Genomic DNA, 23,820 nt, shown 5'->3' on the forward strand with positions numbered 1-23,820 from the left:
CGGTTATCAATGTCCAACGGGATGCGACGGTAGGCACTGTTCTTGCTACTGTGCAAACGACAACCCAAATCACCTGTGATACAACAGGTGCGGATACTGTACTTGATGGCTCATGGTATATATATACCAGCGCAACCAATACCGACTATGGTAGCAGTGCTGTAGCAGAGCACAGGAAAACGGCGTTGAATGGCGTTGGTTTTTCATGGTCAAATTTAAATTCATATACAGGCACCCTCAAATAATGACGAGTATTGCTATAAATGACTCTGCTAGAAACCTGCGAGGGGTGAGGTTTAATGGGGTGACGACTTTTACTGATACATGGTCTTTAGTAAAGACGAGTGCAATGACTTCTGGTACATTAAATTTATCTTCAATTATTATGAACCAAAAAACTCCGGTTACTGGTTTAGATAAGGGCTCTTTTTTCGCCTATGCTTTTACTCCGGTAGTGATTAATGTCCTTGCTTGCTCCATATCCACCTCTTCCATCAATGTTGCATTAGAACCGATTATTGTCAGTAAGTTTACCGGGGCCGGGGTCACTTTGGGCGACAAAGCGTTTACTATTGGCCTGAACTGTGATGCTGGCACACGTATTAATGCCTCTCTTAGCGGTATGCAAAACGCAGAGACCTCAGATAACAGCGTGCTGGCGTTATCCAACGCGGGTTCCGCCGGGGTTGCTTCCGGAGTCGGTATTCAGCTGCTCTACGGCAATACCCCACTTAAACTCGGTCAAAACATTGTACTCAAAACCTCTAGTGGTGGCAGCGAGTTTCCAAGCGGTGCATTTACCGCACGTTACTATCAAACCAAAGCAACTGCCACCGTCGGAGATGCCAACACTACGGCGACATTAAACTTAACCTATCAATAATAGGAGGTTTGATTTTTACAACCATTATTGTTCAGAAATGAAAATGTTAATAAGGAACGTCATATGGTGACTTTAAAAAAAACGAGCAATACATGGCTGATGCTTGCTGGATTATTATTTTGCTCAACGGGAAATGCTGACCCTGTTCAAATTAATGTGACAGGTAAAGTCATTGCTGCCTCCTGTACCGTCAGCCCGGGTCTGGCCGGTGGGCAGACGGTCGAGCTTGGCACCCTCGGGCGAACCAGTCTCCAGCATCCTGGCGACGCGGGTGACTGGAGAAGCTTTAGCCTTAACCTGTCCAACTGCCCGCCGGGTACCTCCAGCAGCACCGTTACTTTTACCGGCGTGCCGGACAGTGATGACGCTTCACTTTTTGCCAACACTGAGCCAGCCCTCTCTTCTGCCCAAAATGTTGCGGTGCAGATGGCCAAGGATAGTGACCGCAGCGTAGTGCTCTCCAACGCCAGCACTTTTACCGTGGTTGTCGACAGTAGTCACAACGCCACTTTTCCGTTAGCCGCACGCCTCTTTACGCCCGTAGGGGGAGTGCAGGCCGGTGCCGTTGCCAGTAGCGTACTGGTCAATTTTACCTATCAGTAACCCGTGCCCGGCTGAAGTCGGGCACCCAAAATCATACAGCTGTCATCGGGAAAAGAGCCCACCCATTCCACAATGGCTGCGGGGAGTTTAAAACCCCCGGTAGCGTTGGCAATATGCCGGGGATCTCCAGTTCATCTCCATGCCCACAGATTTTTGTACAGAACCTAAAGACTGAAAAACTGATCTTTGCCCCGGGCTTTAGCTACGTAGAGAGCTTTATCAGCATGTGTCAGTAGTACGTTAGGCGAGGGAAGTTGGTCAAATGTATGAACTGAAAAACCGATGCTTATAGTCAAGTATCCAGTGCTGGAAGCGGAGTGCGGTATTCTCAAATCTCGCACCAGTTGGCATAGCGTCTGCACATACAGCGTTGCCTGGTCTTTCGTCATGCCATTGGAGAGAATGACAAATTCTTCGCCGCCATACCTGGCGACAAAATCAGACCCTCGCTTGAAGGACTTACTCAAGCAATCCGCGACACGTATTAGCGCTTCATCGCCTGTCTGATGTCCATAAATATCATTGAATGATTTGAAGTGATCGACATCGATCATGGCGAGCGTCAATGAGTCGCCATTACGGATGGCAATTTTGCATTGAATGTCGAACTGCGTATCAAAAAAGCGACGATTATAAATCCCGGTGAGTCCATCCTTTATGGAAAGTTGCTCGAAGTGTATTTTCATTTCCTCGAGGGACCGATGCTCATCACGAAGTTGTTGCTGGATTATCATTCTTGGTGTTACGTCTTTTTGGATCCCGATAAAATTGGTTACAGTCCCACTTTCATCATGAATTGGCGATATGCTTAACTCGTTCCAAAACATAGTTCCATCCTTGCGGTAGTTTCGCAAGGTTACAAGGCAGTACTCACCTTTTTTAACGGCGTTGCGCACAATCTCCAGCTCTGGCTGTTCCCGATCGTTATTTTGTAGGTATCGACAGTTGATGTTGGTGATTTCTTCGAAGGAGTAGCCGGTCATTCTCTCGAAAGCCGGATTTACAAAAATCAAAGGATTGTCGTCTATGACATTGTCAGAGATGGTGATGCCGTCTCGTGAATCCATAACCGCCTGCTTAAGAATTTCAATCTTCATACAAAGTCCGTTAGTGGGATCGTAGGGAGAACGTTGTTCGTAAGCAACGCAGCATCAAGAGATCACTCGCCATCAAACCAATTTTACAAGTGTAGTCGTTGAGAAAGGTGCGTGTCCGTTTTTTGACATTCGCGATAGCGTCGAAAACGAGGGATGGTTTACCGGAGACTCCAGTGAAAACCTTCAATCGGTTTTTAGGTATAAGGCTGGGAACAGAACTTCCAGTATCGCTTTGACGCCTGTAGCCGCTCCCACTAGATCAAACGCTGCTCATGCAATTTCATATTATGCATAATGCTATCCATCATCACCTGAACCCTATGGGGCAGCACCCCACGCTGACGATAAATCAGAAAGGCTTGCATATCGATACAGCGCTCGCGCTCAATGCAAGGCAACAGTGAACCTGATTCCAGCGCAGAAGCGACGGAGTAGTAGGGGGCATAAACAATGCCCAGCCCCTGTTTTGCCAGCTCGATGGCTGGCAGAATATTGTCGCATATGCTGCTACCGGTGACCGCCACCTGCATCAATTGGCCCTGTGAACTATAGCTGCTCCAGGTATTGTGGCTCCCACCCAGCACCCGCAAGGTAATGCAGCGATGCTCTTTCAGCTCTGCTGGTTCGACAAGAGGCGCGTTAGCGATATAGCCAGGCGATGCAAACAAGCCGACGCGGAAACGGGTTAAGGGCCTGGCGATCAGGCTTTCATTTTGCGGTTGGAAGAAGCTGATCAGCAGATCGCAGTCACTGTCGAAAACGGCCCCGTACTTTTTCTCACGTTCATCTGGGTTACGGGTCACTAAATCGACGATCAGTTCGGGATATTCGCGTAGCAAAGGGGGCAGCAGATAACGGGTCAGGAACGAATGGATGCCGATTGGTGCGCCAAGTGTCACTGTGCCGTTCAAGCTGCGTTTATAAGTACCCGACATATCGAGCAGGTTGCTATGTTCATCTAATAGTTGAGTGGCCCGACGTAAAAAATCTTCGCCAAACTCGGTCAAAGACAGCGTGCGCGGAGAGCGTACAAAGATCTCCAGACCAAGTCGTCGCTCAAGGGCTGTCAGGGTACGCGACACATTTGACTGCGGCATATCTAACCGTTGAGCGGCCTTGCTGATGCTGGCCGTCTCGGCAACGCAGCGGACGATCCTGAGTTCGTCGATCTTGAAGTCTTTTGGTTTCACTCTGCTCGCCAGTCTGATTCTGTATATCAAAAATGATATACACATTTGACGGTATTGTCATATGACTTATCAGTCACTAGTGGGTATTATTTTGACCCATTATTTGCTATGTATTAAATTAATATTGGGAATTATGATGAGAATAACGCGTGCGACCATTTTGCCTTTGGTGTTAATTCTGGCAGCTTGTTCATCCACGGTCACTGAAAAGGAAAAATACTCAAGATTCCTGAATGATTACAATGATATTACTAAAGGTACATCCGCCTCTGGCAAGGACGTCTTATATTGGAAAGAGACTAACGTTGACTTTGCTAAGTACAAATATTTGGTTTACCAGCCGATGATCTACTTCCCTCGGCCGAAACCCACTGAAATGGTAAGCCAGAGTGCACTGAATAATATCCTGAACTACACCAACCAGCAGTTTAGGCAGGCGATGGCGACTCATTTTATCTTAGAGGATATGCCGCGTGAAAATACGCTTATTTTTCGCGGGGCTATAACGGCTATCGATATGCAGAAGAAGGGGCTTCAGGTGTATGAGGTACTGCCAATCACACTTCTGGTCGCTGCAACACAGAGTGTGACGGGTCACCGCACCATGGAGAGTTCCGTTTATATGGAAGGCGAGTTTATCGATGCTTCGACCAATCAGCCGGTGATCAAAGTGGTGCGAAAAGCATCCGGAAATAATTTAAACAATGAAAAGTCAAAATTAACCGTGAAAGAGGTTAAAAACGCCATCGATATCATTGCCAAAGATATCAAAGAGTATAAGGCAGCATAAAATACCGATGAGTTATTCAGCGTTATCAACCAGGGTGTAGCATGTTTCTAGATTATTTTGCGTTAGGCGTATTAATCGCCGTGTTTTTGATTTTATTTTATGGTGTGATTATTATCCACGATATTCCTTATTTGCTGGCCAAGAAGCGGCAACACCCTCATCAAGATGCCATTCATGTAGCGGGCTGGGTCAGCCTGTTTACCCTACATGCTATTTGGCCACTGCTGTGGATATGGGCAACATTATATCGGCCAGAGCGGGGATGGGGTATGGCCGCAAGGGCTGAGCAACCTGAAGTGTTGCAAGCGCGAATTCACCAGTTACAAAGCGAGTTGCAGCGCATGCAGATGCCTGTTGCAGATGAAAGTTCGCCGTCTGATAAAGGTTGTTGAAAGGGTATGGATCTCTTAATTATTCTCAGCTACGTTGCGCTGAGCTACGGCGTATTCAAACTGTTCCGTATCCCAATCAATAAATGGACCGTGCCGACCGCGGTACTGGGCGGTATTTTTATCGTGGGTGCTTTGATTCTGGGTATGAATTACAACCATCCATACACCTATCGAGCACAGAAAATCGCTATTTCAGTGCCTATTGTTCCCCAGGTATCGGGAGTGATTGTCGAGGTCACGGATAAGACCAACATGTTACTGCATAAAGGGGATGTGCTGTTTCGCCTTGATGATACCCGTTACCGTGCCCGGCTGAACAAACTGCAGGCAGATCTTGCCAGTACGCAAGCGGATGTCAGAACACGGCAGGCTGCGTTGCAAGAGTCTTCAGCCAATGTGCAGCGGGTTTATGCCGAGTATGAACGAACCCGCAAGGATTATCAGCGCTATGCTAAAGGCGCGACAATGGCAGTTAATCCTTTTTCTGAACAAGATATCAGCCATGCTCAGCAGCAGTTCCAGGCGCAATCCGCAGCGCTAAAGGTTGCCAAGTCTCAGCTTCAGCAGGCGCGAGAACAGCTTTCGGGTCACTACAACGGTGAAGATGCTCGCATCGCCAGCCTGAAATCGCAGATTGCAGAGGCAACCTACAATTTGGAACAAACGATCATTCGAGCACCAAGCGATGGTTACGTCACTCAAGTGCTGGCCAGGCCTGGCACGACGGCAGTGCGTCTGCCGTTCAAACCGGTGATGACTTTTATTCCGCAACAAAAACGGCAGGTGGTGGCGGTATTCCGTCAAAACTCGATCCTGCGTTTAGCTCAGGGAGACAAGGCCGAAGTGGTATTTAACGGCTTGCCCGGGAAAATCTATGGCGGCTCGGTAACGCGGGTGCTGCCTGTGGTCCCCAGCGGCAGCTATCAGGCCAGCGGTGTATTGCAGGGGCTAAATGTCGGCGCTCAGCAGGAGGGTGTTTACGTGATGATTGATTTAGACCCTGTTCCAGACCTCGATAAATTGCCCGATGGGGTCACTGCGCAAACTGCGGTCTATACAGAGCACTTTGAGCATCTTTCCATCATGCGCAAGGTCCTGCTACGCATGACCAGTTGGCTACATTATCTCTATCTGGATCACTAACGGTTAGTTGTGCCAAAGGATCGTGCTGCAGACACAAAAAAGCCCACAATGTGAATTGCGGGCTCAGATTACTGTAGTGGAACACTCCTTTGTGCCAGAACAACACTCCTTTGTCAGGGAAGCGGGCGTCAAGTCCAGATTTTCAATGAGGGCATGACAGAATAGTATTCGTCCTTGCCGCTCCTGACGTACCAGAGAAACTGAAATCAGCGCTGATAGATGATGGCTTAATGTCGACGCAGGGATCTCAAGCCGCTTTTGCAGTTCTCCTACAGGTAGCCTCTGATGCCCGGCTTTAACCAGCTCTCTGTACACACTCAGACGTGTTGGATGTGGGGGTATCCGCTGCTTTTGAAAGCTCCATAAGTACCTTGACTTCATACCTCTGGAATTGTGGAAATGCAGCGTATCTCTCTCAAAAGGCCAAGAACATAAACACACCGCTTTGTTAAAGAGCAGAAGTCGCGCGGATGCAGCGTGACCAGTCCGTCCGCCCACTAATTCTGCAAGCACGCCCAGTATCAACCTTTTAAATACTGATCCGCAACAGATTGTATCGCCACCCAAATGCACATTCTGTTCATTTAGACGATAGGTAGATTAATCTTAATGAGGTAATTTATGTATCTATATGAATAATAATATAAAATCCACTTCCTCGACAGAATAATCCGATAAAGTTGTACATTCAATATATTTGGCTAATAAAATTGAATAAATGAAATTGGTTGTAAGGTTTGTTTTTTTAAATTTAAATAGATATAAATTCTGTCATTAGCGTTTATTTAAACATAAAATATCGATTGGTCATTTTTTAAGCATGGCATTTTCACTATTTAGAATGGATTGTTATACGGCAATTTGCAGATATAATAGACTCACATTATGGGTGGTTTTTAAGAACTAAAAATTAGCCGAGATAGTTATGGAAGATAACTTGCATGGATTCCTAATCGATGAAGATATTTATTTCAATGTTAATCACAGAAGGCTTATGTATTTCATCAATGAAGATGAGGAACACCCCATGTCTTTCAGGCTTGTTTTTTTAAATGAGATGCAAACGCGATTATTATCATTTTTACTTGAGAATAGAAAAAGCGAAGTCATCAGTAAAAATAAGATTTTGAAAAATGTTTGGGATGAGTTTGGTCTATCATCATCTAATCAACGGCTCTGGCAAGAAATTAAAAAACTAAAAAGCAAGTTGTCATCAATTGGTCTGAATGATGATTTGATAACAAACGTGCGTGGTGTCGGCTACTCTGTAGATAATCAAAGGGTTAAATCTTTACTTATCGAATGAGTTCCCCCTGTAATTGATAAAAAATATATAGATATATCCATATCACATGGATGCCCTCCCCATTCTAATGGATATTAGAATGGTTTAACAACACAAGGTATGTAGGAATATATATGAAAAAGTTAACAATCGTTGCATCTCTCGTCGCTTTATTTGGCTCTGTTGGCCTGGCTCAGGCTGAATCTACGGGTACTATCGAATTCGAAGGTGAACTGACGGCAACAACCTGCGACGTTATTGTTGATGGTCAAGCGGCAGACGCAACCGTGAAATTACCAACAATCGGGACCAACCAACTGACAGCGGCTACCCAGACTGCAGGCCGTACAGGCTTCAACATGGCACTGAGCGATTGCGCAGGTACCTTGAAGACGGTTTCTGCCTTCTTCGAAGCGGGCTCTTCTGTTGATCTGGTGACAGGCCACCTGAAAAACATGGGCGGTACGGCGACCAATGTCAGCTTGCAACTGCGTGACGGCTCAAGCGCCACTCAAGCTGTGATCGAGGCGGGTAACCAGAACCAGAAACTGAATACCATTTATGTTCCTTATGACCTGACTGCGGGTACCGCCAACCTGCCATATGCCGTTGAGTACTATGCAGATGGTCAAACCACTGCTGGTACCGTACTGAGTAGCGTTGTTTATTCGATTCAGTACAAGTAATACGTTGGTGGGAGGGGAAACCCTCCCCCATTTCGCATGTCAGCAAGGAGCTTATCATGTCGCTTTTTCCCCGGAACATCTACCATGCTTTCTGTCTGATGGCCTTAGCCTTCTTTACGACCTGCAGCCTGGCCAGCGTGGTGATCAGCGGCACTCGGGTGATCTATCCGTCTGAGGCTAAAGAGGTGAGCGTCAAACTCAACAATGTCGGGCCGTCCCCTGTGCTGATCCAAAGCTGGATCGATACTGGCGATATCACGGCCAAACCCTCCGCTATTCAGGTCCCTTTTGTGTTGACCCCGCCGATGAACCGTGTGGAACCCAGCAAAGGCCAGACCCTGCGTATCAGCTACACCGGTGGCGCACTACCGATGGATAGGGAATCGGTATTCTGGCTCAACGTGCTCGAGGTCCCGGCCAAGAAAGTGGCCAAAACCGAGGAAAATTTGTTGCAGATGGCGTTTCGCTCGCGCATCAAGCTGTTCTACCGGCCCGTCGGTTTGGTGGGTAACGCCAATGATGCCGTCAAAGCCATCATCTGGAGTGCAAAAGGAAATAGCCTTCAGGCCACTAACCCAACCCCTTTTCATGTCTCTTTTTCGAGCATCACGGTGAATGGTAAAACGGTGGAAGGGGAGATGGTAGCCCCGCGCGGAACACAGACATTTACGTTGCCAGTAAAGGCAGGTAATAACGTGACCGGTGATTTTGTTAATGACTACGGTGCAGTTAATTCGTTCAACGCCATCATTAAATAATAATCTCGTTGCATAAATACTCTATACGGCGTGACAGGATTGTCACTATTCAGGAATGAGTTATGAAGGGATGCGTTATGTCAAGATATGTGCAGTATGGATCCCAGCGTAAATTAACCCCTCTCGCGATGGCTATCTTATCGACGTTTATCGTGGGTAGCGCCAGTGCTGAAAATACCATTAGTCCTCCGACCGAGATCGCCAAGAATCTGGAGTTTGATGCTTCATTCCTGAATGTTGACGATCAAAAGTCAGTGGATCTCAGCCGCTTTGCCAATGGTTCTGCGGGGTTGCCTGGGATATATAAAACTGCTTTATACATTAACAATCAACTCGTCAGTAATACCGACATTGAATTTAAGGCGCGGGCAGACAAATCCGTGTATCCCTGCCTGACCCGCGAGTTGATTAAAAATATACCGTTCAATTATGACAGATTGCCGGCGGACTTTTTAGGTCAGCAAGCCCAGGGTGAACTGTGCATGGATCTGGTGCGTAAACTGCCTGAATCCCAAGTAAGTTATGACAGTAATGAGCAGCGTCTGGATATTATGATCCCGCAGGCTTACACGCTGAGTATGGCTCGGGGCACGGTGAGCCCGGAACTGTGGGACAGTGGCGTACCTGCATTATTGCTGGGCTACAACGTCAATGGTTATACCAGTGAGTCGCATGGTAATACCTTTAATTCCATGTATGCCGGTGTGAACGCCGGGGTGAACGTCGGAGCCTGGTACCTGCGCCACAACGGCTCCTACACCCGCACGGACAATGGCGAGAGCCAGTACACCAGCCTCAATACTTATCTGCAGCGCGATATCCCGCAGCTCAAGGCGCGCGTGCTGATGGGGCAGTCGAACACCACCGGGCAACTGTTCGATACGCTGCCGTTTACCGGCATTCAACTGGCCAGCGACGAGCGAATGTTACCGGAGTCGCTGCGCGGTTACGCGCCGGATATCCGTGGCATTGCTCGCACCAATGCCCGTGTCACCGTACGCCAGGGGGGGCAGGTGCTGTATGAAACCACCGTTACTCCCGGCGAGTTTCTGATCAACGATCTGTACCCGACCGGATACGGTGGGGATCTGGTCGTCACCGTGCGGGAGTCTGACGGCACCGAACAGACCTTCAGCGTGCCATATGCCTCGGTGGCGCAGCTATTACGCCCAGGCTCATCACGATATTCGATCACTGCGGGTGAAGTCCGTAGCGATAACCTGCGTGAGAAGCCCGCGCTTTACCAGGCAACTTACCAACTTGGATTGACCAACTCCGTTACTGGTTATGGCGGCCTGCAGGCCAGCCAGGATTACTACGCGTTGCAACTGGGGGCTGCGGTGGGGACGCCGATAGGGGCTCTGGCCTTTGATGCCACACAGGCGCGCACTCATTTGGGTAACGGCACTAATGCGAGCGGCCGACATCAGCCGGGTAATAGCCTGAGCGGGCAAAGCTATCAGGTGAGTTACAGCAAGCTGATCAGTGAAACCAACAGCAACCTGTCGCTGGCGGCATACCGCTTCTCAACCAGTGGTTACATGGACTTTATGACTGCGATGCAGACCCGCGATGCGGTAGCGCAGGGGTTCTCGCCGGATTCTGTCTGGCGGGCGAAAAATCGCGTGACGGTCACCGCCGCACAGGGGCTGCCAGAAAACTGGGGCCAGCTGTATGTCAGCGGCTCGCTGCAGAACTATTGGAACAAAGACGGCACTGAGAAGCAGTACCAGATGGGTTACAACAATCGGTACAAGAACCTGTCGTATGGCCTGAGCATCAACCGCAGTTTCTCCAGTCTGGCCGGATCACAGACCAACTATCTGCTGAGTTTCAGCCTGCCGTTGGGGCGTAACGATGAAACTCACACGCCGCAGCTACGCATGGATTTATCGCATGACAGCAGCGGTCGTTATGGTCAGCAGGCTACGGTATCCGGAACCGCAGGGCAGGATAACCAGTTCAGTTATGGCGTGACGGCGATGAACGCCAACCAGGGCATGGGCTCCAGTGGGGCGCTGAGTGGTAGCTACCGCAGCCCAGCCACGGCGTTGAGCGGCACGGTCAGCACCGGGAAAGGTTACCAGAGTGCGTCGGCCGGGATGAACGGCACGGTGATTGCGCATGCGGGGGGAGTAACCTTTACGCCGTATAGCTCGGAGACTTTTGCCTTGGTGGAAGCCAAAGGAGCCGAAGGGGCCAAGGTCTCCTCGTATCCAGGGGTGAGCATCGATTCACGTGGCTTTGCGGTGGTGCCTTACCTGAACCCTTACCAGATGAACGAAATCAGTATCGATCCGAAGGGAACGGCAGCCAATGTGGAACTGGACAATACCAGTCAAAAAGTCGCGCCTTATTCCGGGGCGGTAGTGAGGCTGAAATACAACACCAAGCGGGGCACGCCAATCCTGGTGAATGCAACCTATCAAGGAGAGCCGGTACCGTTCGGCGCCGATATCTTTGATGGTAAGGGCAACAGCGTAGGCTCAGTGGGTCAGGGTGGGCAACTGTATGCACGGGTAGCGGAAGACAAGGGCCAACTGCGGGTGAAATGGGGGGAAGGTGGTGAAATGCAATGCACCGTCAGCTATGTGCTGATGCCTATAGCCAAAGGCCAGAAGCAGGAGAAGATACAGCAATTCAACTCTCCTTGCACGGCAACGGCCTCTGCCGGTTCCCCGCGTTCGAAACTGGCAAAAAACGACGCGATATCGGCGGTTAACCAGGGTTAGCCGTCCGGTATGACCGCTATTTGGCTGGTGAAGTGTCGTGCAGGTCATATAAAAAATAGCAAGTGTGGCGCATACGGTTGTGCCAGAGGTGAAAGAATGAAGAGAATAATACTGCGTACGGCCGGGTTACTTTTGCTCATGGTAGCCAGCAATAGCGCCTTGGCGGTCGTTGCCTGTTCAGCGGTAAGTGGTTCTTCCCGTACCGATATGGTTCAACTCACTCCCGCAGCGATTTCAGCAGGGGCAGATATTCCCCTCGGGACGGTAATTTATCAAGGACGTTGGGTTAGTGGTGAAACTGGCATCAGTGTGATGGATTGTACATCAACGGTGGACCCCGGCTCTATCTGGTTCAACGTTGCCTGGAGTATTGAGCAGGCGCCTATGGGGCTAGCCAGTTGGTCGGGCAGCCCTTTCGGAGGGGCGGTTTATGAGACGGGTATTCCTGGTATAGGCATTGCCATCTCCCGCAGTAATAATGGTGATACGGCCAAGGTTGGCGCACCGAACTACCAGTTTCCCGGCGATGTTCAGTTCCCGATAACTGGGGGCCATTTTAAGCCTTATTTGGTGAATAGGGTTATCTATGTCTCACTGATTAAAATCGGCGCTATTACTCCAGGTAACCATGTATTGGATTCGTCGAAGCTTCCGGTAGCTGGCCTGACTATTGTTAATCCGCTGAGTCACCCGTCGACAACTGGGTTGCCTATCACGGCTACCCGTGTCCAGTTTCAGGGGCAGTTGACAATATCAGCCCAGACCTGCACCACGCCGGATGTGAATGTCAATCTTGGCAGTTACGATATGCGGCAATACTTTACTGGCCAGGGCGTGACGACTCCTTGGATTGATGCGTCAATCACGATGACCAACTGCCCGACCTTCTACGGTTTTTATAATGCAGCCAACAGTATGTTGATGTTCGATTACACTACCGGTACCGGGCTTTTGACCAACTCAACCAATAACAGCATTGGTGTGCGCTTGACCCCGGCAACCTCGGTGATTGATGCAACTAATGGGATCATGGCCATCGATTCAACGGTATCCGGTGCCGCATCGGGCGTGGGGATCCAGCTTGGCTGGGGATTAAGCAGCCAGACGCCGACGCTGTTTAACTTTTCCACAGAACAGACTATGACGCTGCCAAAAGACGGCAGTACGACGCTTCGGGTGCCACTTTCAGCACGCTATATTCAAACGGCTACGACTGTCTCGCCAGGCAAGGCTAATGGCAAAGTGACGTTTACCATCAACTATTATTAACTATAAAAGACGACACCGAGATAAGAAAGGTCTCGAGTGTCGTCATCTTTTATAAAAAATTAATACTGTCTAGGGAGTTAGCAAACCGTCGGTAAATTCTCATGTCACCGGCTCCCCATACAAACAATAAGGACATAATGATATGTCAGTAAATATTAAAGTCATTACTGAAAATTACTATTTCTTCATTGGGATTAAAGAACACCTCCAAAATGATGAAAGAGAAGTGAGTCATATAGACTTTCATGAATTTAAAAGTTACCCAAAAAATAATTTAAACAGTGATGATGTATACATTTTCTATACATTAAATTATATTAGTGAAATATTACTCTTGATTTCAACAAACTCTCATCCAGGAAGAATGGTTGTTATCCCAGTAAATCACAGGTCAAATTTCGATATTGCTTTTGAAAAGAATATTTTACTGGATCCCCATGCCAGCATTGAAAACATTCTAGATAAAATAACTGAGGATGTTGAGCAGGTGAAACCTTCGGTAGACTTGCAGAAAGGGAAATTAACCAAAAGAGAAAAAGCCATACTCACTCATACGATTAATGGTATGAATGCCACTTCTATTAGCCAGTTTTTATGTATCTCGATAAAAACAGTGTATACACACAGGCGAAATGCATTTATTAAGCTTGGGGGGAGGAACATGTTCGAAATATGGCCAGTGAGAAAAGAGGTGCTCAGGATGGCGATTTTTTGATTTTTACCCTCTTGCGCTCCATTTTCGGAGTTTTAACGACGATATGGGCCATCGCCGTGTGGGCCGATGGCGCCAAGCATCGCACGGCTAACTGGCTTATTGGTTCTGCTTTTCCGCCACCATTGCTGGCTGTTCCACCTCCAGCAATTCATAAATTGTTTTGCCCACCTTTTGGATCGCTTGCTCAATCTCGCGGGTCATGGGCTTGCTGTAGCTGAGCCGTAGGCAATTGCGGTATTTTCCGGCAGCAGAACTAATAAAACCGACGGCAATCTGTATGCCCTGTGGCAGCAAACAGCGATTCAGACGCAGGCTATCGAACCCGTAAGGCAGCTCCACCCATAACATAAAGCTCCCTTGCGGCCTGCTCAGGCAGGTATTTGGCGGGAAATACTTCATGATCCAACCCGTCATAATGTCGCGATTACGTTGATATTGGCGGCGCATGCGGCGTAAATGTTGTAGGTAATGCCCTTGCTTGATGAATTCAGCCATTGCCAGCTGTGGCAAGGTGGGGACTCGGCCAGCGGAAATGTACTTCATATGTAACGCTTTCTCTAAGTAACGGCCCGGTGCAATCCAACCAACCCGCAGACCGGGCGCAACGGTTTTAGAGAAGGAACTGCACAGCAATACGCGGCCATCATCATCAAACGAGGCAATGGTCGGCGGGCGTGGGTATTGATAAGCGAGTGCGCCGTACACATCGTCTTCAATAATGGCCACGTCATAGCGTTGAGCCAATGTCAGCAGCGCTTTCTTGCGCTCATCCGGCATGTTGTAACCTAACGGGTTATTGCAGGTTGGTGTCAGTTGGATGGCTTTAATCGGCCACTGATCCAGCGCCATTTCCAACGCCTCCAGGCTGATCCCCACCACCGGATCGGTGGGGATTTCAATCACCTTCATCCCCATCCCTTTCAGCGTCTGCATCGCACCATGAAAGCTGGGGGAATCCACCGCCACAATGTCACCAGGCTGGCAAACGGCCCCTAGCGCAATAGCCAGTGCGCCATGGCAGCCAGAGGTGATGATGATATTGTCTGCCGATTGATGATTGCCGCTGTCTAGCATCAGGCGGGCAATCTGCTCACGCAGCGCCGTGGTGCCGTAAATACTGTCGTAATCCAGCACTTCCTCACTTTGATGCAGGCTGATACGGGCCAGCAAACGGCTGAGTATTTTCAGGCCTGGGCCAGACAGATCCGGCGTGCCTACGCCCAGATGTAGCAAATTCTTTTGAGTGCTCCCCCGTAAAAACTCCAACGTATTTTCCCACTGAGAAATCTCGACAGGCCGTTGTGCATGGCTGCATAGCGCGGGTAAAGCAGGAAGATTTGAGCTACAGCGCACGAAGTATCCCGATTTCGGCCGCGACTCGATCAGCAGGCACTCTTCGAGCTGCCGATAGGCCTGCTGTACGGTGCTGATACTCACTCCGTGCTCGTCACTCAATACCCGAACGGAAGGCAGCCGTTCTCCGGGCACATACAGCCCTTCTTTGATGCGTTGGCTAAGGATATTGGCCAATTGTTGGTAGCGAGTCATGGATATCACCTGATAAAGAGAGAAGGACCAGTACAGATGGCGCTGATTTTTACCATTCAGACTGTTTAGCACATATCTGTATGGAAATAATAGCCGCTATTTGCATCTGTAATGTTTTTCAGCCAAGCATCATGCTAAGGGCTCATCGACTGACAGGGAGCTGATTATGAGTAATATTGTTGAAAATCAAATTGATGGTGGCTGCTTATCGGCTGAGGGAGCAACAACGAAACGCCACTCTATTGTTGCCCGTTTATGGCTAAAAGCATACAGATGGGCAAAGCGTTGGAATGAGCGGCGCAAAGCTGCCAATACCCTGGCAAGGCTGAATGGCGATCAGCTAAAGGATATCGGTCTACGCCGGGATGATATCAAGCGAGACTACAGCCGTCCGTTCTGGCGCTGAGCTGGGTTAAGGAGAGTAGAACAGAGAGGGGCCATAGAAACCTCATCTCAGCGGCATGCTGCGCCCCATAACCGGCACTGACAAAAAAAGAGGTGGCAAAGACTACCGCCACCAAAAGTCAAAGTCAAAGTCATAGGAAAAGGGAAAGGTTAATGACAACGTGGCAATGGCTGAGTTTGTGAGGGGGCGCAGCATGTAGCGCCCCTTGCACCATCGCAGTCTCGTTAAGGGTACAGCTTATATTTCTCGCGCAGTTGCAAATAGCTATCTACCCCAGGCTGCCACTGGGCCTCGATGAACTGGACCGTTTCATCAACCGACAGTTTTCTTTCGCTTGCGTCATTCAGCAACGTAACCAGGTTGCTGGTGCCGGTGAGCTTGGCCAGCCACTGAGGGCGTATCAAGAAGAACTCCTCCTGATAATCCAGGTACTGCGCTTCTTTTGCCGCAGGGATCACCATCTCATAGCCCGCAGTCTTGAACTTGAACCACCAGTCGACCAGGTAACGTATCGTTGGTTTAACCTGGCTGATATCGGTAGCGGTCAAAATCTCCCCGCACACTTCCTTTCCGGCCTGGGGCCAACCGGTTTTCTGCTGGTTAATATCCACCTGATAGCAGGTATTGACGTAAAACTGGCGCGTAGGGAAACCCAGTTGTTCAAATGGATGGTCTGAACCTCTGCCCATGTTGACGCTGGTGGCTTCAAACAGCCCCAAAGAAGGGTAAAGCTGGATAGCCAGATCGCTGCGCAGGTTCGGTGATGGTCGTACTGGCAGTGAATAAGGGGTGTCATGCTGGTAGTTAGCCATGCTGATAACCATCAGGTCTTCAGCGGGCAACTGATGGTCTTTGTTGCCAAAGGCCTGCCAGTGGGTATCGTTGAAATTCGTCAGCCAACCTTCGCCGGTGATCATGCGGGCAAACTCCCCGGAGGTGAGTCCGTGCACCATTGGTATCGGATGCATACCAATCCCCGAGATGTTTGCCTCCTCAAGAATAGGGCCATACACATGGCTGCCGAGCGGATTTGGCCGGTCGAATACCATCATTTTCTTATGGTATTTTTGCAGGCTTTCCAGCATGTGGTGCAGGGAAATGGTGTAGGTAAAGAAACGAACGCCCACATCCTGCAGATCGTAAATAACGATATCGACATTGGCTAACTGTGCCTCGGTGGGATGGGCTCGAGAACGCCCATCCTCATCCCGGCCATACAAAGACACGATCGGCAGGCCGCTGTGCTTATCGATATGATTATCGTCGCCCAGCCCGGCATCGGCATTACCACGGATACCGTGTTCTACCGAGAACAGAGTGGTCACGGTAAATTGATATTTCTCCTGCTCGGCGAGCAATTTGTCGATGGTGTGCTGGCCCTGTTTATTGATTGAGCTTTGGTTCACCATCAGGCCGATGCGCTTATTTTTGAGCAGTGGCCCATAGGTTTGTTCCTGGTCGACGCCGAGCACTATGCCTGGTACAGCGCTGACATAGCCAGCGCTGAGAGCAAACGACGAGCACAGGAATAACACTGTCAGTAGCAGATGCCTCATTCCTTATTTCTCTCTATTAATGGGATCAATTGCCCGTCAGAAGTTATGCCGCAGTTCCAGCGCCCAGAACCAGAAGTTGTTGCTGGTTTTATCACCGTTCATCCAGGTTTGTTCCGGGCGGTAGTAACTGTCGACAAACAGCGACGTCTGCTTGGTAAACGGATAGATTGCCTGGAAGCCGTAGCGGCTTCGGTCTTTCTCTTTATACACCGTTTCCTGGTTTCTGGAGTCGCGGAAGCTTTGCGTCCCTTTAGTCAGCGCCAGGCGGGTATAAGGCATTAACATCACGCCACTATCGAACTTGTAACGGTAAATCGCCCACAAGAAATGCTCCTTGTTATACAGCGTATTGACCAGTTGCTCATCGATATACAGATAGTTCAGCCAGAGGGAGTTTTTCTGGTTAAACGTCAGGTTCGCCCCCGCGAAGTGCTCATTGATCTGGCTCCAGTCGCGTTTGTAAACCCCATAATCTCCTTTTGCCCGCGCATAATCCAACTTGCGGTCAATCAGGCGGAAGGAGAGGCTGGCATTAAAACTCAGGCTATCAGAGTACTTATAATAGGCTTGCGGACGGATCCAGATCTCGTGTCGCTCCTCACCCTTGCGGATATCCCCTTTGTATTCTGGATCGGCCAGTGCCGGGTTGCTGATGGACGGATAATGCCAGTTGTCGTTACGATAACCGAGGCGCAATTTGGTGTTGCCAGTTTTCCCTGCCAGAGTAAAGGGAAAGGTTCTGGTGACGCCTGCCTGCCAACGTGTGCGGTCATATTCTGGCGTATTATCCAGATAGGTTTTCAAAAACTGAACGTCATACAGCCATAATGAATCATTCTGGTAAATAAAGGCACCGACATAAGGTGAGGTAGCTACGCTGCCACGGATATATTTCCAGCGATCGTCACTGTCTATCTCCTGCTCGGTACCGATATAGGTATCAAAGCGCCAGGTTTGTTGGTGAACTTTATCCTGTGCCTCTTTCTTTTCTTTTTCTATTTGCTGAATGCGTTTATTGAGTTTGATGATCTCCTGATCATAATCCGTCTCAGACTCATCAGCCAATACCGGTTGTGCCATGAGAATGGCACTGAAAATCACTAGCCCTGTTAAGATCTTCATGTTTTACCTTCAGAGATATTATAATGCTGTTAATCCGTAACCGCGTGGGTAGAGCACGTTATTATTATCTGGTGTTTTAATATCAACCGGCAATTTACCGTGAGGCGTTGCAAGGCTATCCCCTGCTGGCCCCTTGAACAGCGTTCTTAAACCACTGCGAATATTGGTTTCCAGGCTGTTGCGGACGTTATTGGTCACATCAAAGCCGGTGATACCATAAATCGCAATGTTAGCCTTTACGCCCGATAAATAAGCGATGTCATAGGGATTACGCGTAGCAATAACCACCAGAGGAATGTTTTGCTTGTTGGCTACGTCGATGATGCGCTGGGCATTGGCTGGGTTGAGCTTCAGGTTGTAGGTAGCCAGGATAACCAACTGCTGACCTTGCAGTTGCTGCTCAATCTCTTCTGTCGTCAACGTGTCCTGATCCAGTTTGACCACCTGATCTTTGACGTTTAAGCCCACTTTCAACTCGTCGGCAATATGAGCTAAATGCTTGTTGATTAACTCATTGCGTGGGCCTTCGTCCGAAAAGACCATAATGTTGTTTTGTGCTTTAAGCGGATAAGGCAGGACCCGATCGTTTTTGATCAGCGTAATGGCCTGCTCCGAAATGGCGTTTTCCAGATCCTTGTGCGCCTTGGAAGCGACAATGCTTTCAGCCGTGGCAGCATTATGAGGCGCAGGGGAGATGCGTTTACTGAGCTTGGTATAAATCACCCGCTGGGCGGAATCTTCAATGCGCTGCTTCAGCACCGGGTCTTTTTCCGCTTCGGCCTGCAAATAAGCGTACAGTTCGCCGAGTTGTTCAATGCTGGCACTGTCTTTAATTCCTATTGGCATCAAGACAATATCATTACCGGCTAAAATAGCCTGCTTGATGGACCAATGACGGTCAAAATTGCCGGTAATGGCCCCCATGTCCATGGCATCCGTCAGGATCAGCCCGTCAAACTTGAGTTGATTACGCAGGGTATCGGTCAAGATCGCTTTGGATAAGGTCGCCGGGGTACCGATTTTCTCTCCCTTGATGTTGGTCAGGATGGTGCTATCAAGCGCTGGCACCACCACATGGGCGGTCATGATGGCATCGGTATCGGGCATCACGTCGACAAAGGGTTTCAGTTCGGTCTGTTGCCATGAAGCCTTATCCGTGTTGACGCTGGGGAGTGCAAAATGGGTATCCGAGGCGACGTTGCCGTGCCCGGGGAAGTGCTTCAGAGAGGTGAGCACCGGATATTGGTGAATACCTTCGATATAGCTGCGAGCTAATTGCCCAACCAGAATAGGATCGTCGGAATAAGAGCGAACGCCGATGACTGGATTATTCTGGTTGTTATTCACATCCACTACCGGCCCAAAGTTAAAGTTAAACCCAAGGCTGGTTAACTCATAACCATGAATATTCCCAGCCTGTTTGGCTAAATCGGCCACACCGGTAGCCCCCAAGGCCATATTGCCCGGCATCTCAGTGCCCACACGCAGGCGGGTAACATACCCACCTTCCTGATCGGTACTGATAAACAGCGGTAAGTTACTCCGTGCGTGCTGGAAATTATTAATCAACTCAACCGTTTGTGGGGTATTAATCAGGTTTTCACGGAACAGGATCACTGAACCCAAATGATAGTCAGTCATCATTTTACTGACGTGGGTATTCATCTCGATGAATGGCGTTTTACTTTCGCTACTGGTTTCATCCCAGGAACGAATGTCAACCATCAACATTTGCCCGAGTTTTTCTGCAAAACTCATGTCGACACTGAGCTTTTCAGCCGCGTCTTTGGGGGAAAGCCACATTTCTTTTAGTTGGGCTTCTGGAATAGCGGCCGCGTAGCTTCCGGCACTAAATAAAAAGATGGCCGGTATTATTTTTTTCATGGGATGACTCCGAGGTATCAATTTCCGGCGATTGTACATTCCAAATCAGGTAATAAAGTGATAATTATCACAGTTGATCGATTCGTGTTTGTGATGCGCAAAGGAATAATGCCGGTTTTTTATACCAGCATTGTATCGCGCAGCTTGATTGGTAAAGGGGGCGAGCAAAGAATAACCCTTTAAGGGCAAGAATATCTTGCGATAATTATTTTAATCTCGTCATAAAAAGTTAAGATAATTCTTGTCATTGTTTTAATGGTATTCGGTTTTTTCTGGGGCTCAGTCGTCCAGGTTATTAATGGTCATGCTCGCATTCAGCACCAGAGGTTTGGCGCTCTCTTTGCGCCGTTGCATTAACGCCAGGAAAATCAAATCCGTCAGGGTATTCTGTGCGGTTCTGGACGAAATCGAAGAACTCCGCCACTCGTTTTCATCAGAGACACTTTCCAATACATAATCGGCTATTTTGGCTAAAGCATTATCTTTGCTGCCGGTTATGGCGACCACTGTCGCTCCCTGTGCTTTTGCCATGGAGGCGGCGATATGCATATCTTTCCTGCGGCCACTGAAAGAAATCACGATTTGTACGTCTTTGGCGGTTAGCGCCTGCGCGGTGGCAATCTGGACGTGAAGGTCGGCTTCTACCAGGCTCAGGATACCGATCTTCTGTAATTTATAGCTCAGATCTTTGGCTGTGAGGCCAGAGCCCCAAATGCCGACGATCTGCACGCGCTGGGCGTTATCGATGGCATCGACCACCTGTTGGAAAATGGCGAAATTAATCCTTTTTGTCGTCTCGACGATTGCGGCATTTTTCTCATGGGCCAGCTTTTGTGCCACAACCATCAATGAATCTTCCGACGAAATGGCGTTATGCAAGGCCTTGTGCGGAGAGGACTTGAACAGGTTATTTCTACCCAGCTCTTCACTGATGGCAATTTTCAGGGCGGGGAAGCCTTTCATACCGATTTTCTGGCTAAACTTGACGATGGCAGACTGGCTGACCCCCGCATCTTCAGCAAACTGGGAAGAAGACATGCCCAGGACGGCTTCCGGGTTATCAAGGATATATTTAGCGATTTTTTGCTGGTTTTCGGCCAGGCTTGGCAACAACCAGGTGATTTCGTTCAGGACTGACATCAACAATATCTCCACTGTGTGTAATAGATTATTCCAGTTAGGGGGCTTTTCATTCCTTTGACTTATTTATTTGAAATTGTTGGAAATTAAAGTTTAAATGGCGGTTATTTTTCCGCTTTATTCCTGATTTAGCTCTCGGCGAGAATAGATTTACCGTGACGATTATCACATTTGCCGAATAAATAATTCCTTAACATTGTCGCAAATCTTAACCCATTGGAAACCTCCATGAAGATAAATTTAAGCCAGATGGTGACGGAAAGCCGCAACCCGGCCAGTTCGCAAATTGATACGTTGCCCACTCTGGATATGCTCGCAGTGATCAACAGCGAAGACCAAAAAGTGCCGCTGGCGGTAGCCGCCACCTTGCCAGAAATCGCCAGGGTAGTGGATCTGGTGGTAGACGCTTTTGCCTGCGGTGGCCGATTGATTTATTGCGGTGCGGGTACTTCTGGCCGGTTGGGGATCCTGGATGCCAGTGAGTGCCCACCAACATACGGTACGCCGCGTGAGCAGGTAGTTGGTTTGATTGCCGGGGGCCATGCCGCGATTTTGCAGGCGGTGGAAAATGCCGAAGATAGTCCGCAAATGGGCGAGCAGGATCTGCGTAATCTCGATTTCAACGCGCGTGATGTGTTGGTCGGCATCGCAGCGAGCGGCCGCACCCCTTATGTGCTGGGGGCAATAGCTTATGCCCGTAGCGTTGGGGCGACTGCCGTAGCCATCTCATGCAATCCGAATAGCGAAATGGGTCAGGCAGCCGATATCGCGATTGAACCGGTGGTAGGCCCAGAAGTGGTGACAGGTTCATCTCGGATGAAAGCGGGAACGGCGCAGAAGTTAATCCTGAATATGATCACCACCGGGGCGATGATCCGCAGCGGCAAGGTATACAGCAACCTGATGGTCGACGTGGAAGCCACCAACGCCAAGCTGATACAGCGCCAGGTCAATATCGTGGTCGAAGCCACGGAGTGCAGCCCTGAAGAGGCGGAAGAAGCACTTAATCAATGTCAGCGCCACTGCAAAACCGCGATTGTGATGATCCTCGGCGGCTTGTCTGCACCTGAGGCCAGCGCGGTTTTGAGTAAAAACAAAGGATTTATCCGTCAAGCACTGCAAGGGATACAGGCATAACCATGGCGAAAATAACCGTTCCGATGATAGAGCAAATTTTACTTCTGGTAGGTGGCAGTAAAAATATCATTATCTGCGGTAACTGCATGACCAGGCTGCGTCTGACGTTAAAAGATCGTCAGCAAATACGGCTTGATGAGTTGAAGAAGATCCCTGGTGTGATGGGGGTAGTTAACGGCGACGATCAACTGCAGGTTATCCTCGGCCCTGGCAAAGCGCAAACTGCCAGCGAGATGATGAATGCGTTGTTAACGGCGCAGCCGCAGCAGGAACGGGGGAGTGCCGAGCAAGCTGACTTGCAGGCCCTGGCAAGTGAAAACAAGCAGCAGATGAAAGCCAAGCAAAATAGCGCGGTGCATAATTTCCTGACTAAATTTGCCACGATCTTTACGCCGCTGATCCCAGGATTTATTGCCGCAGGGCTGTTGTTGGGGATCGCTACCCTGATGCAGCAAACGCTGATCGTGGAGGGAGTGGCACCGGCCGCATGGCTCAAAGGGCTGATCGCTTACATGAAAGTGTTCAGCATCGGTTTGTTTACCTTCCTCAGTATCCTGATTGGCTTTAACACTCAGAAGGCCTTTGGTGGCACCGGGGTTAACGGAGCGATCATCGCTTCGCTGTTTGTTTTACGCTATGTACCGGAAGGAACTACCGGCTACTACGCAGGCATGAGCGACTTTTTTGGGCTGGCGATCGACCCACGCGGTAACATTATTGGGGTGCTACTGGCCTGTATCTTGGGCGCATGGATCGAAAGGCAGGTGCGCCGGGTGATCCCCGATAATCTGGATATGATCCTGACTTCTTCAATTACCCTGCTGATCACTGGCGCCATTACCTTTGTGGTGATTATGCCGGTTGGCGGTGAGTTGTTTAAGGGCATGTCATGGCTGTTTATGCACCTGAACGGCAACCCGTTCGGTACCGCCATTCTGGCCGGGTTGTTCCTGATCGCCGTCGTGTTTGGCATTCATCAGGGCTTTGTGCCGGTTTACTTTGCCTTGATGGATGCGCAGGGCTTCAACTCGCTGTTCCCTATTCTGGCGATGGCCGGTGCAGGGCAGGTGGGGGCGTCACTGGCGCTATTTGCTCGCTCTCCTAAAGGCTCTCTGCTTCGTACCCAGATTAAAGGTGCCATTTTCCCCGGCCTGCTGGGGATTGGTGAGCCGCTGATTTACGGCGTCACCTTACCGCGTCTGAAGCCTTTCGTTACTGCCTGTCTTGGGGGCGCGGTCGGTGGGTTCTTTATCGGTCTGGTTGCCTGGATGGGGTTGCCGGTGGGGCTGAATACGGTGTTTGGTCCTTCGGGCCTGGTGTCGATCCCATTAATGACCTCAGCCAACGGGATTTTTGCCGGCATGCTGGTGTATGTCGCCGGTATTTTGATCTCCTATATCGCCGGCTTTATTCTGACCTGGTTGTTTGGCAGCAAGGATGTTGATTTAAGCTGATTTAATATTATTGCGAAATAGCCCTGCTTG

Annotated in this window: 22 protein-coding genes; 14 read left to right on the forward strand and 8 right to left on the reverse strand. The window is 49.4% G+C overall.

Annotated features, from left to right (window positions below; translation table 11 throughout):
• Window positions 1–244 precede the first annotated feature (244 nt).
• Both D9980_RS00805 and D9980_RS00810 read left to right on the forward strand, forming a co-directional pair.
• On the forward strand, window positions 245–883 hold the full coding sequence (locus D9980_RS00805) for a fimbrial protein (RefSeq protein WP_238393675.1): 639 nt from the start codon (window positions 245–247) through the stop codon (window positions 881–883).
• A 156-nt stretch (window positions 884–1,039) separates the two neighbouring features.
• On the forward strand, window positions 1,040–1,486 hold the full coding sequence (locus tag D9980_RS00810) for a fimbrial protein (RefSeq protein ID WP_162304214.1): 447 nt from the start codon (window positions 1,040–1,042) through the stop codon (window positions 1,484–1,486).
• 164 nt (window positions 1,487–1,650) lie between these two features.
• Here D9980_RS00810 and D9980_RS00815 read toward each other — a convergent pair whose 3' ends face one another.
• Entirely contained in the window at window positions 1,651–2,583 is a 933-nt protein-coding gene (locus tag D9980_RS00815; protein WP_121606114.1) for a GGDEF domain-containing protein, read from the reverse strand.
• A 254-nt stretch (window positions 2,584–2,837) separates the two neighbouring features.
• A complete protein-coding gene (locus D9980_RS00825) occupies window positions 2,838–3,773 on the reverse strand; it encodes a LysR family transcriptional regulator (protein ID WP_174333055.1) in 936 nt (311 codons plus the stop codon).
• Between the two features lie 136 nt (window positions 3,774–3,909).
• Here D9980_RS00825 and D9980_RS00830 point away from each other — a divergent pair, with 136 nt between their 5' ends.
• The 3 genes from D9980_RS00830 to D9980_RS00840 are packed head-to-tail and all read left to right on the forward strand — an operon-like array spanning window position 3,910 to window position 6,098.
• Window positions 3,910–4,563, forward strand: coding sequence for a DUF3313 domain-containing protein (locus D9980_RS00830; protein WP_121608924.1), 654 nt, complete (start codon window positions 3,910–3,912; stop codon window positions 4,561–4,563).
• Between the two features lie 41 nt (window positions 4,564–4,604).
• Complete coding sequence (locus D9980_RS00835; RefSeq protein WP_121606115.1) at window positions 4,605–4,955, forward strand: DUF3302 domain-containing protein; 351 nt, start codon at window positions 4,605–4,607, stop codon at window positions 4,953–4,955.
• A 6-nt stretch (window positions 4,956–4,961) separates the two neighbouring features.
• Window positions 4,962–6,098: an HlyD family secretion protein gene (locus tag D9980_RS00840; protein WP_121606116.1), complete on the forward strand. Its 1,137-nt coding sequence runs from the start codon at window positions 4,962–4,964 to the stop codon at window positions 6,096–6,098.
• 63 nt (window positions 6,099–6,161) lie between these two features.
• Here the strand turns inward: D9980_RS00840 and D9980_RS00845 are convergent, their stop codons facing one another.
• Window positions 6,162–6,479: a helix-turn-helix transcriptional regulator gene (locus D9980_RS00845; RefSeq protein WP_121606117.1), complete on the reverse strand. Its 318-nt coding sequence runs from the start codon at window positions 6,477–6,479 to the stop codon at window positions 6,162–6,164.
• Between the two features lie 544 nt (window positions 6,480–7,023).
• On the opposite strand from D9980_RS00845, the gene D9980_RS00850 reads away from it, so the two are divergent.
• From D9980_RS00850 to D9980_RS00875, 6 genes are all read left to right on the forward strand, one after another.
• Window positions 7,024–7,404, forward strand: a complete 381-nt coding sequence (locus tag D9980_RS00850) for a helix-turn-helix domain-containing protein (RefSeq protein ID WP_121606118.1) — start codon at window positions 7,024–7,026, stop codon at window positions 7,402–7,404.
• A 113-nt stretch (window positions 7,405–7,517) separates the two neighbouring features.
• Entirely contained in the window at window positions 7,518–8,069 is a 552-nt protein-coding gene (locus D9980_RS00855) for a fimbrial protein (protein ID WP_121606119.1), read from the forward strand.
• A gap of 56 nt (window positions 8,070–8,125) precedes the next feature.
• The gene (locus D9980_RS00860) at window positions 8,126–8,827 is read left to right on the forward strand and encodes a fimbria/pilus periplasmic chaperone (RefSeq protein ID WP_121606120.1); all 702 of its coding nucleotides are present in this window, start codon (window positions 8,126–8,128) and stop codon (window positions 8,825–8,827) included.
• 77 nt (window positions 8,828–8,904) lie between these two features.
• On the forward strand, window positions 8,905–11,559 hold the full coding sequence (locus D9980_RS00865; RefSeq protein WP_121606121.1) for a fimbria/pilus outer membrane usher protein: 2,655 nt from the start codon (window positions 8,905–8,907) through the stop codon (window positions 11,557–11,559).
• Window positions 11,560–11,655: 96 nt separating this feature from the next.
• Window positions 11,656–12,828: a fimbrial protein gene (locus tag D9980_RS00870; RefSeq protein ID WP_121606122.1), complete on the forward strand. Its 1,173-nt coding sequence runs from the start codon at window positions 11,656–11,658 to the stop codon at window positions 12,826–12,828.
• A 142-nt stretch (window positions 12,829–12,970) separates the two neighbouring features.
• A complete protein-coding gene (locus D9980_RS00875; protein ID WP_121606123.1) occupies window positions 12,971–13,543 on the forward strand; it encodes a helix-turn-helix transcriptional regulator in 573 nt (190 codons plus the stop codon).
• A gap of 96 nt (window positions 13,544–13,639) precedes the next feature.
• Here D9980_RS00875 and D9980_RS00880 read toward each other — a convergent pair whose 3' ends face one another.
• Complete coding sequence (locus D9980_RS00880; RefSeq protein WP_121606124.1) at window positions 13,640–15,091, reverse strand: PLP-dependent aminotransferase family protein; 1,452 nt, start codon at window positions 15,089–15,091, stop codon at window positions 13,640–13,642.
• Between the two features lie 166 nt (window positions 15,092–15,257).
• Here D9980_RS00880 and D9980_RS00885 point away from each other — a divergent pair, with 166 nt between their 5' ends.
• A complete protein-coding gene (locus tag D9980_RS00885) occupies window positions 15,258–15,497 on the forward strand; it encodes a DUF1127 domain-containing protein (RefSeq protein ID WP_121606125.1) in 240 nt (79 codons plus the stop codon).
• Between the two features lie 224 nt (window positions 15,498–15,721).
• Here the strand turns inward: D9980_RS00885 and D9980_RS00890 are convergent, their stop codons facing one another.
• From D9980_RS00890 to D9980_RS00905, 4 genes are all read right to left on the reverse strand, one after another.
• Complete coding sequence (locus D9980_RS00890) at window positions 15,722–17,053, reverse strand: exo-beta-N-acetylmuramidase NamZ domain-containing protein (RefSeq protein WP_121606126.1); 1,332 nt, start codon at window positions 17,051–17,053, stop codon at window positions 15,722–15,724.
• A 36-nt stretch (window positions 17,054–17,089) separates the two neighbouring features.
• Window positions 17,090–18,175 (reverse strand): hypothetical protein, encoded by a 1,086-nt coding sequence (locus D9980_RS00895; protein ID WP_024484805.1) that lies wholly within the window; start codon window positions 18,173–18,175, stop codon window positions 17,090–17,092.
• An 18-nt stretch (window positions 18,176–18,193) separates the two neighbouring features.
• Entirely contained in the window at window positions 18,194–20,059 is a 1,866-nt protein-coding gene (locus D9980_RS00900; protein ID WP_121606127.1) for a glycoside hydrolase family 3 protein, read from the reverse strand.
• A gap of 279 nt (window positions 20,060–20,338) precedes the next feature.
• Complete coding sequence (locus tag D9980_RS00905) at window positions 20,339–21,199, reverse strand: SIS domain-containing protein (protein ID WP_121606128.1); 861 nt, start codon at window positions 21,197–21,199, stop codon at window positions 20,339–20,341.
• Between the two features lie 228 nt (window positions 21,200–21,427).
• Here D9980_RS00905 and murQ point away from each other — a divergent pair, with 228 nt between their 5' ends.
• Together murQ and murP are read left to right on the forward strand one after the other, a co-directional pair.
• Window positions 21,428–22,336 carry an N-acetylmuramic acid 6-phosphate etherase gene (gene murQ, locus D9980_RS00910; RefSeq protein ID WP_121606129.1) on the forward strand — a complete coding sequence of 303 codons (909 nt, stop codon included), beginning with the start codon at window positions 21,428–21,430 and terminating at the stop codon, window positions 22,334–22,336.
• Window positions 22,337–22,338: 2 nt separating this feature from the next.
• Window positions 22,339–23,790 carry a PTS N-acetylmuramic acid transporter subunit IIBC gene (gene murP / locus D9980_RS00915; protein ID WP_121606130.1) on the forward strand — a complete coding sequence of 484 codons (1,452 nt, stop codon included), beginning with the start codon at window positions 22,339–22,341 and terminating at the stop codon, window positions 23,788–23,790.
• The last annotated feature ends 30 nt before the right edge of the window (window positions 23,791–23,820 follow it).

This window comes from Serratia sp. 3ACOL1 (assembly GCF_003668775.1).
Taxonomy (GTDB): Bacteria; Pseudomonadota; Gammaproteobacteria; order Enterobacterales; family Enterobacteriaceae; genus Chania; species Chania fonticola.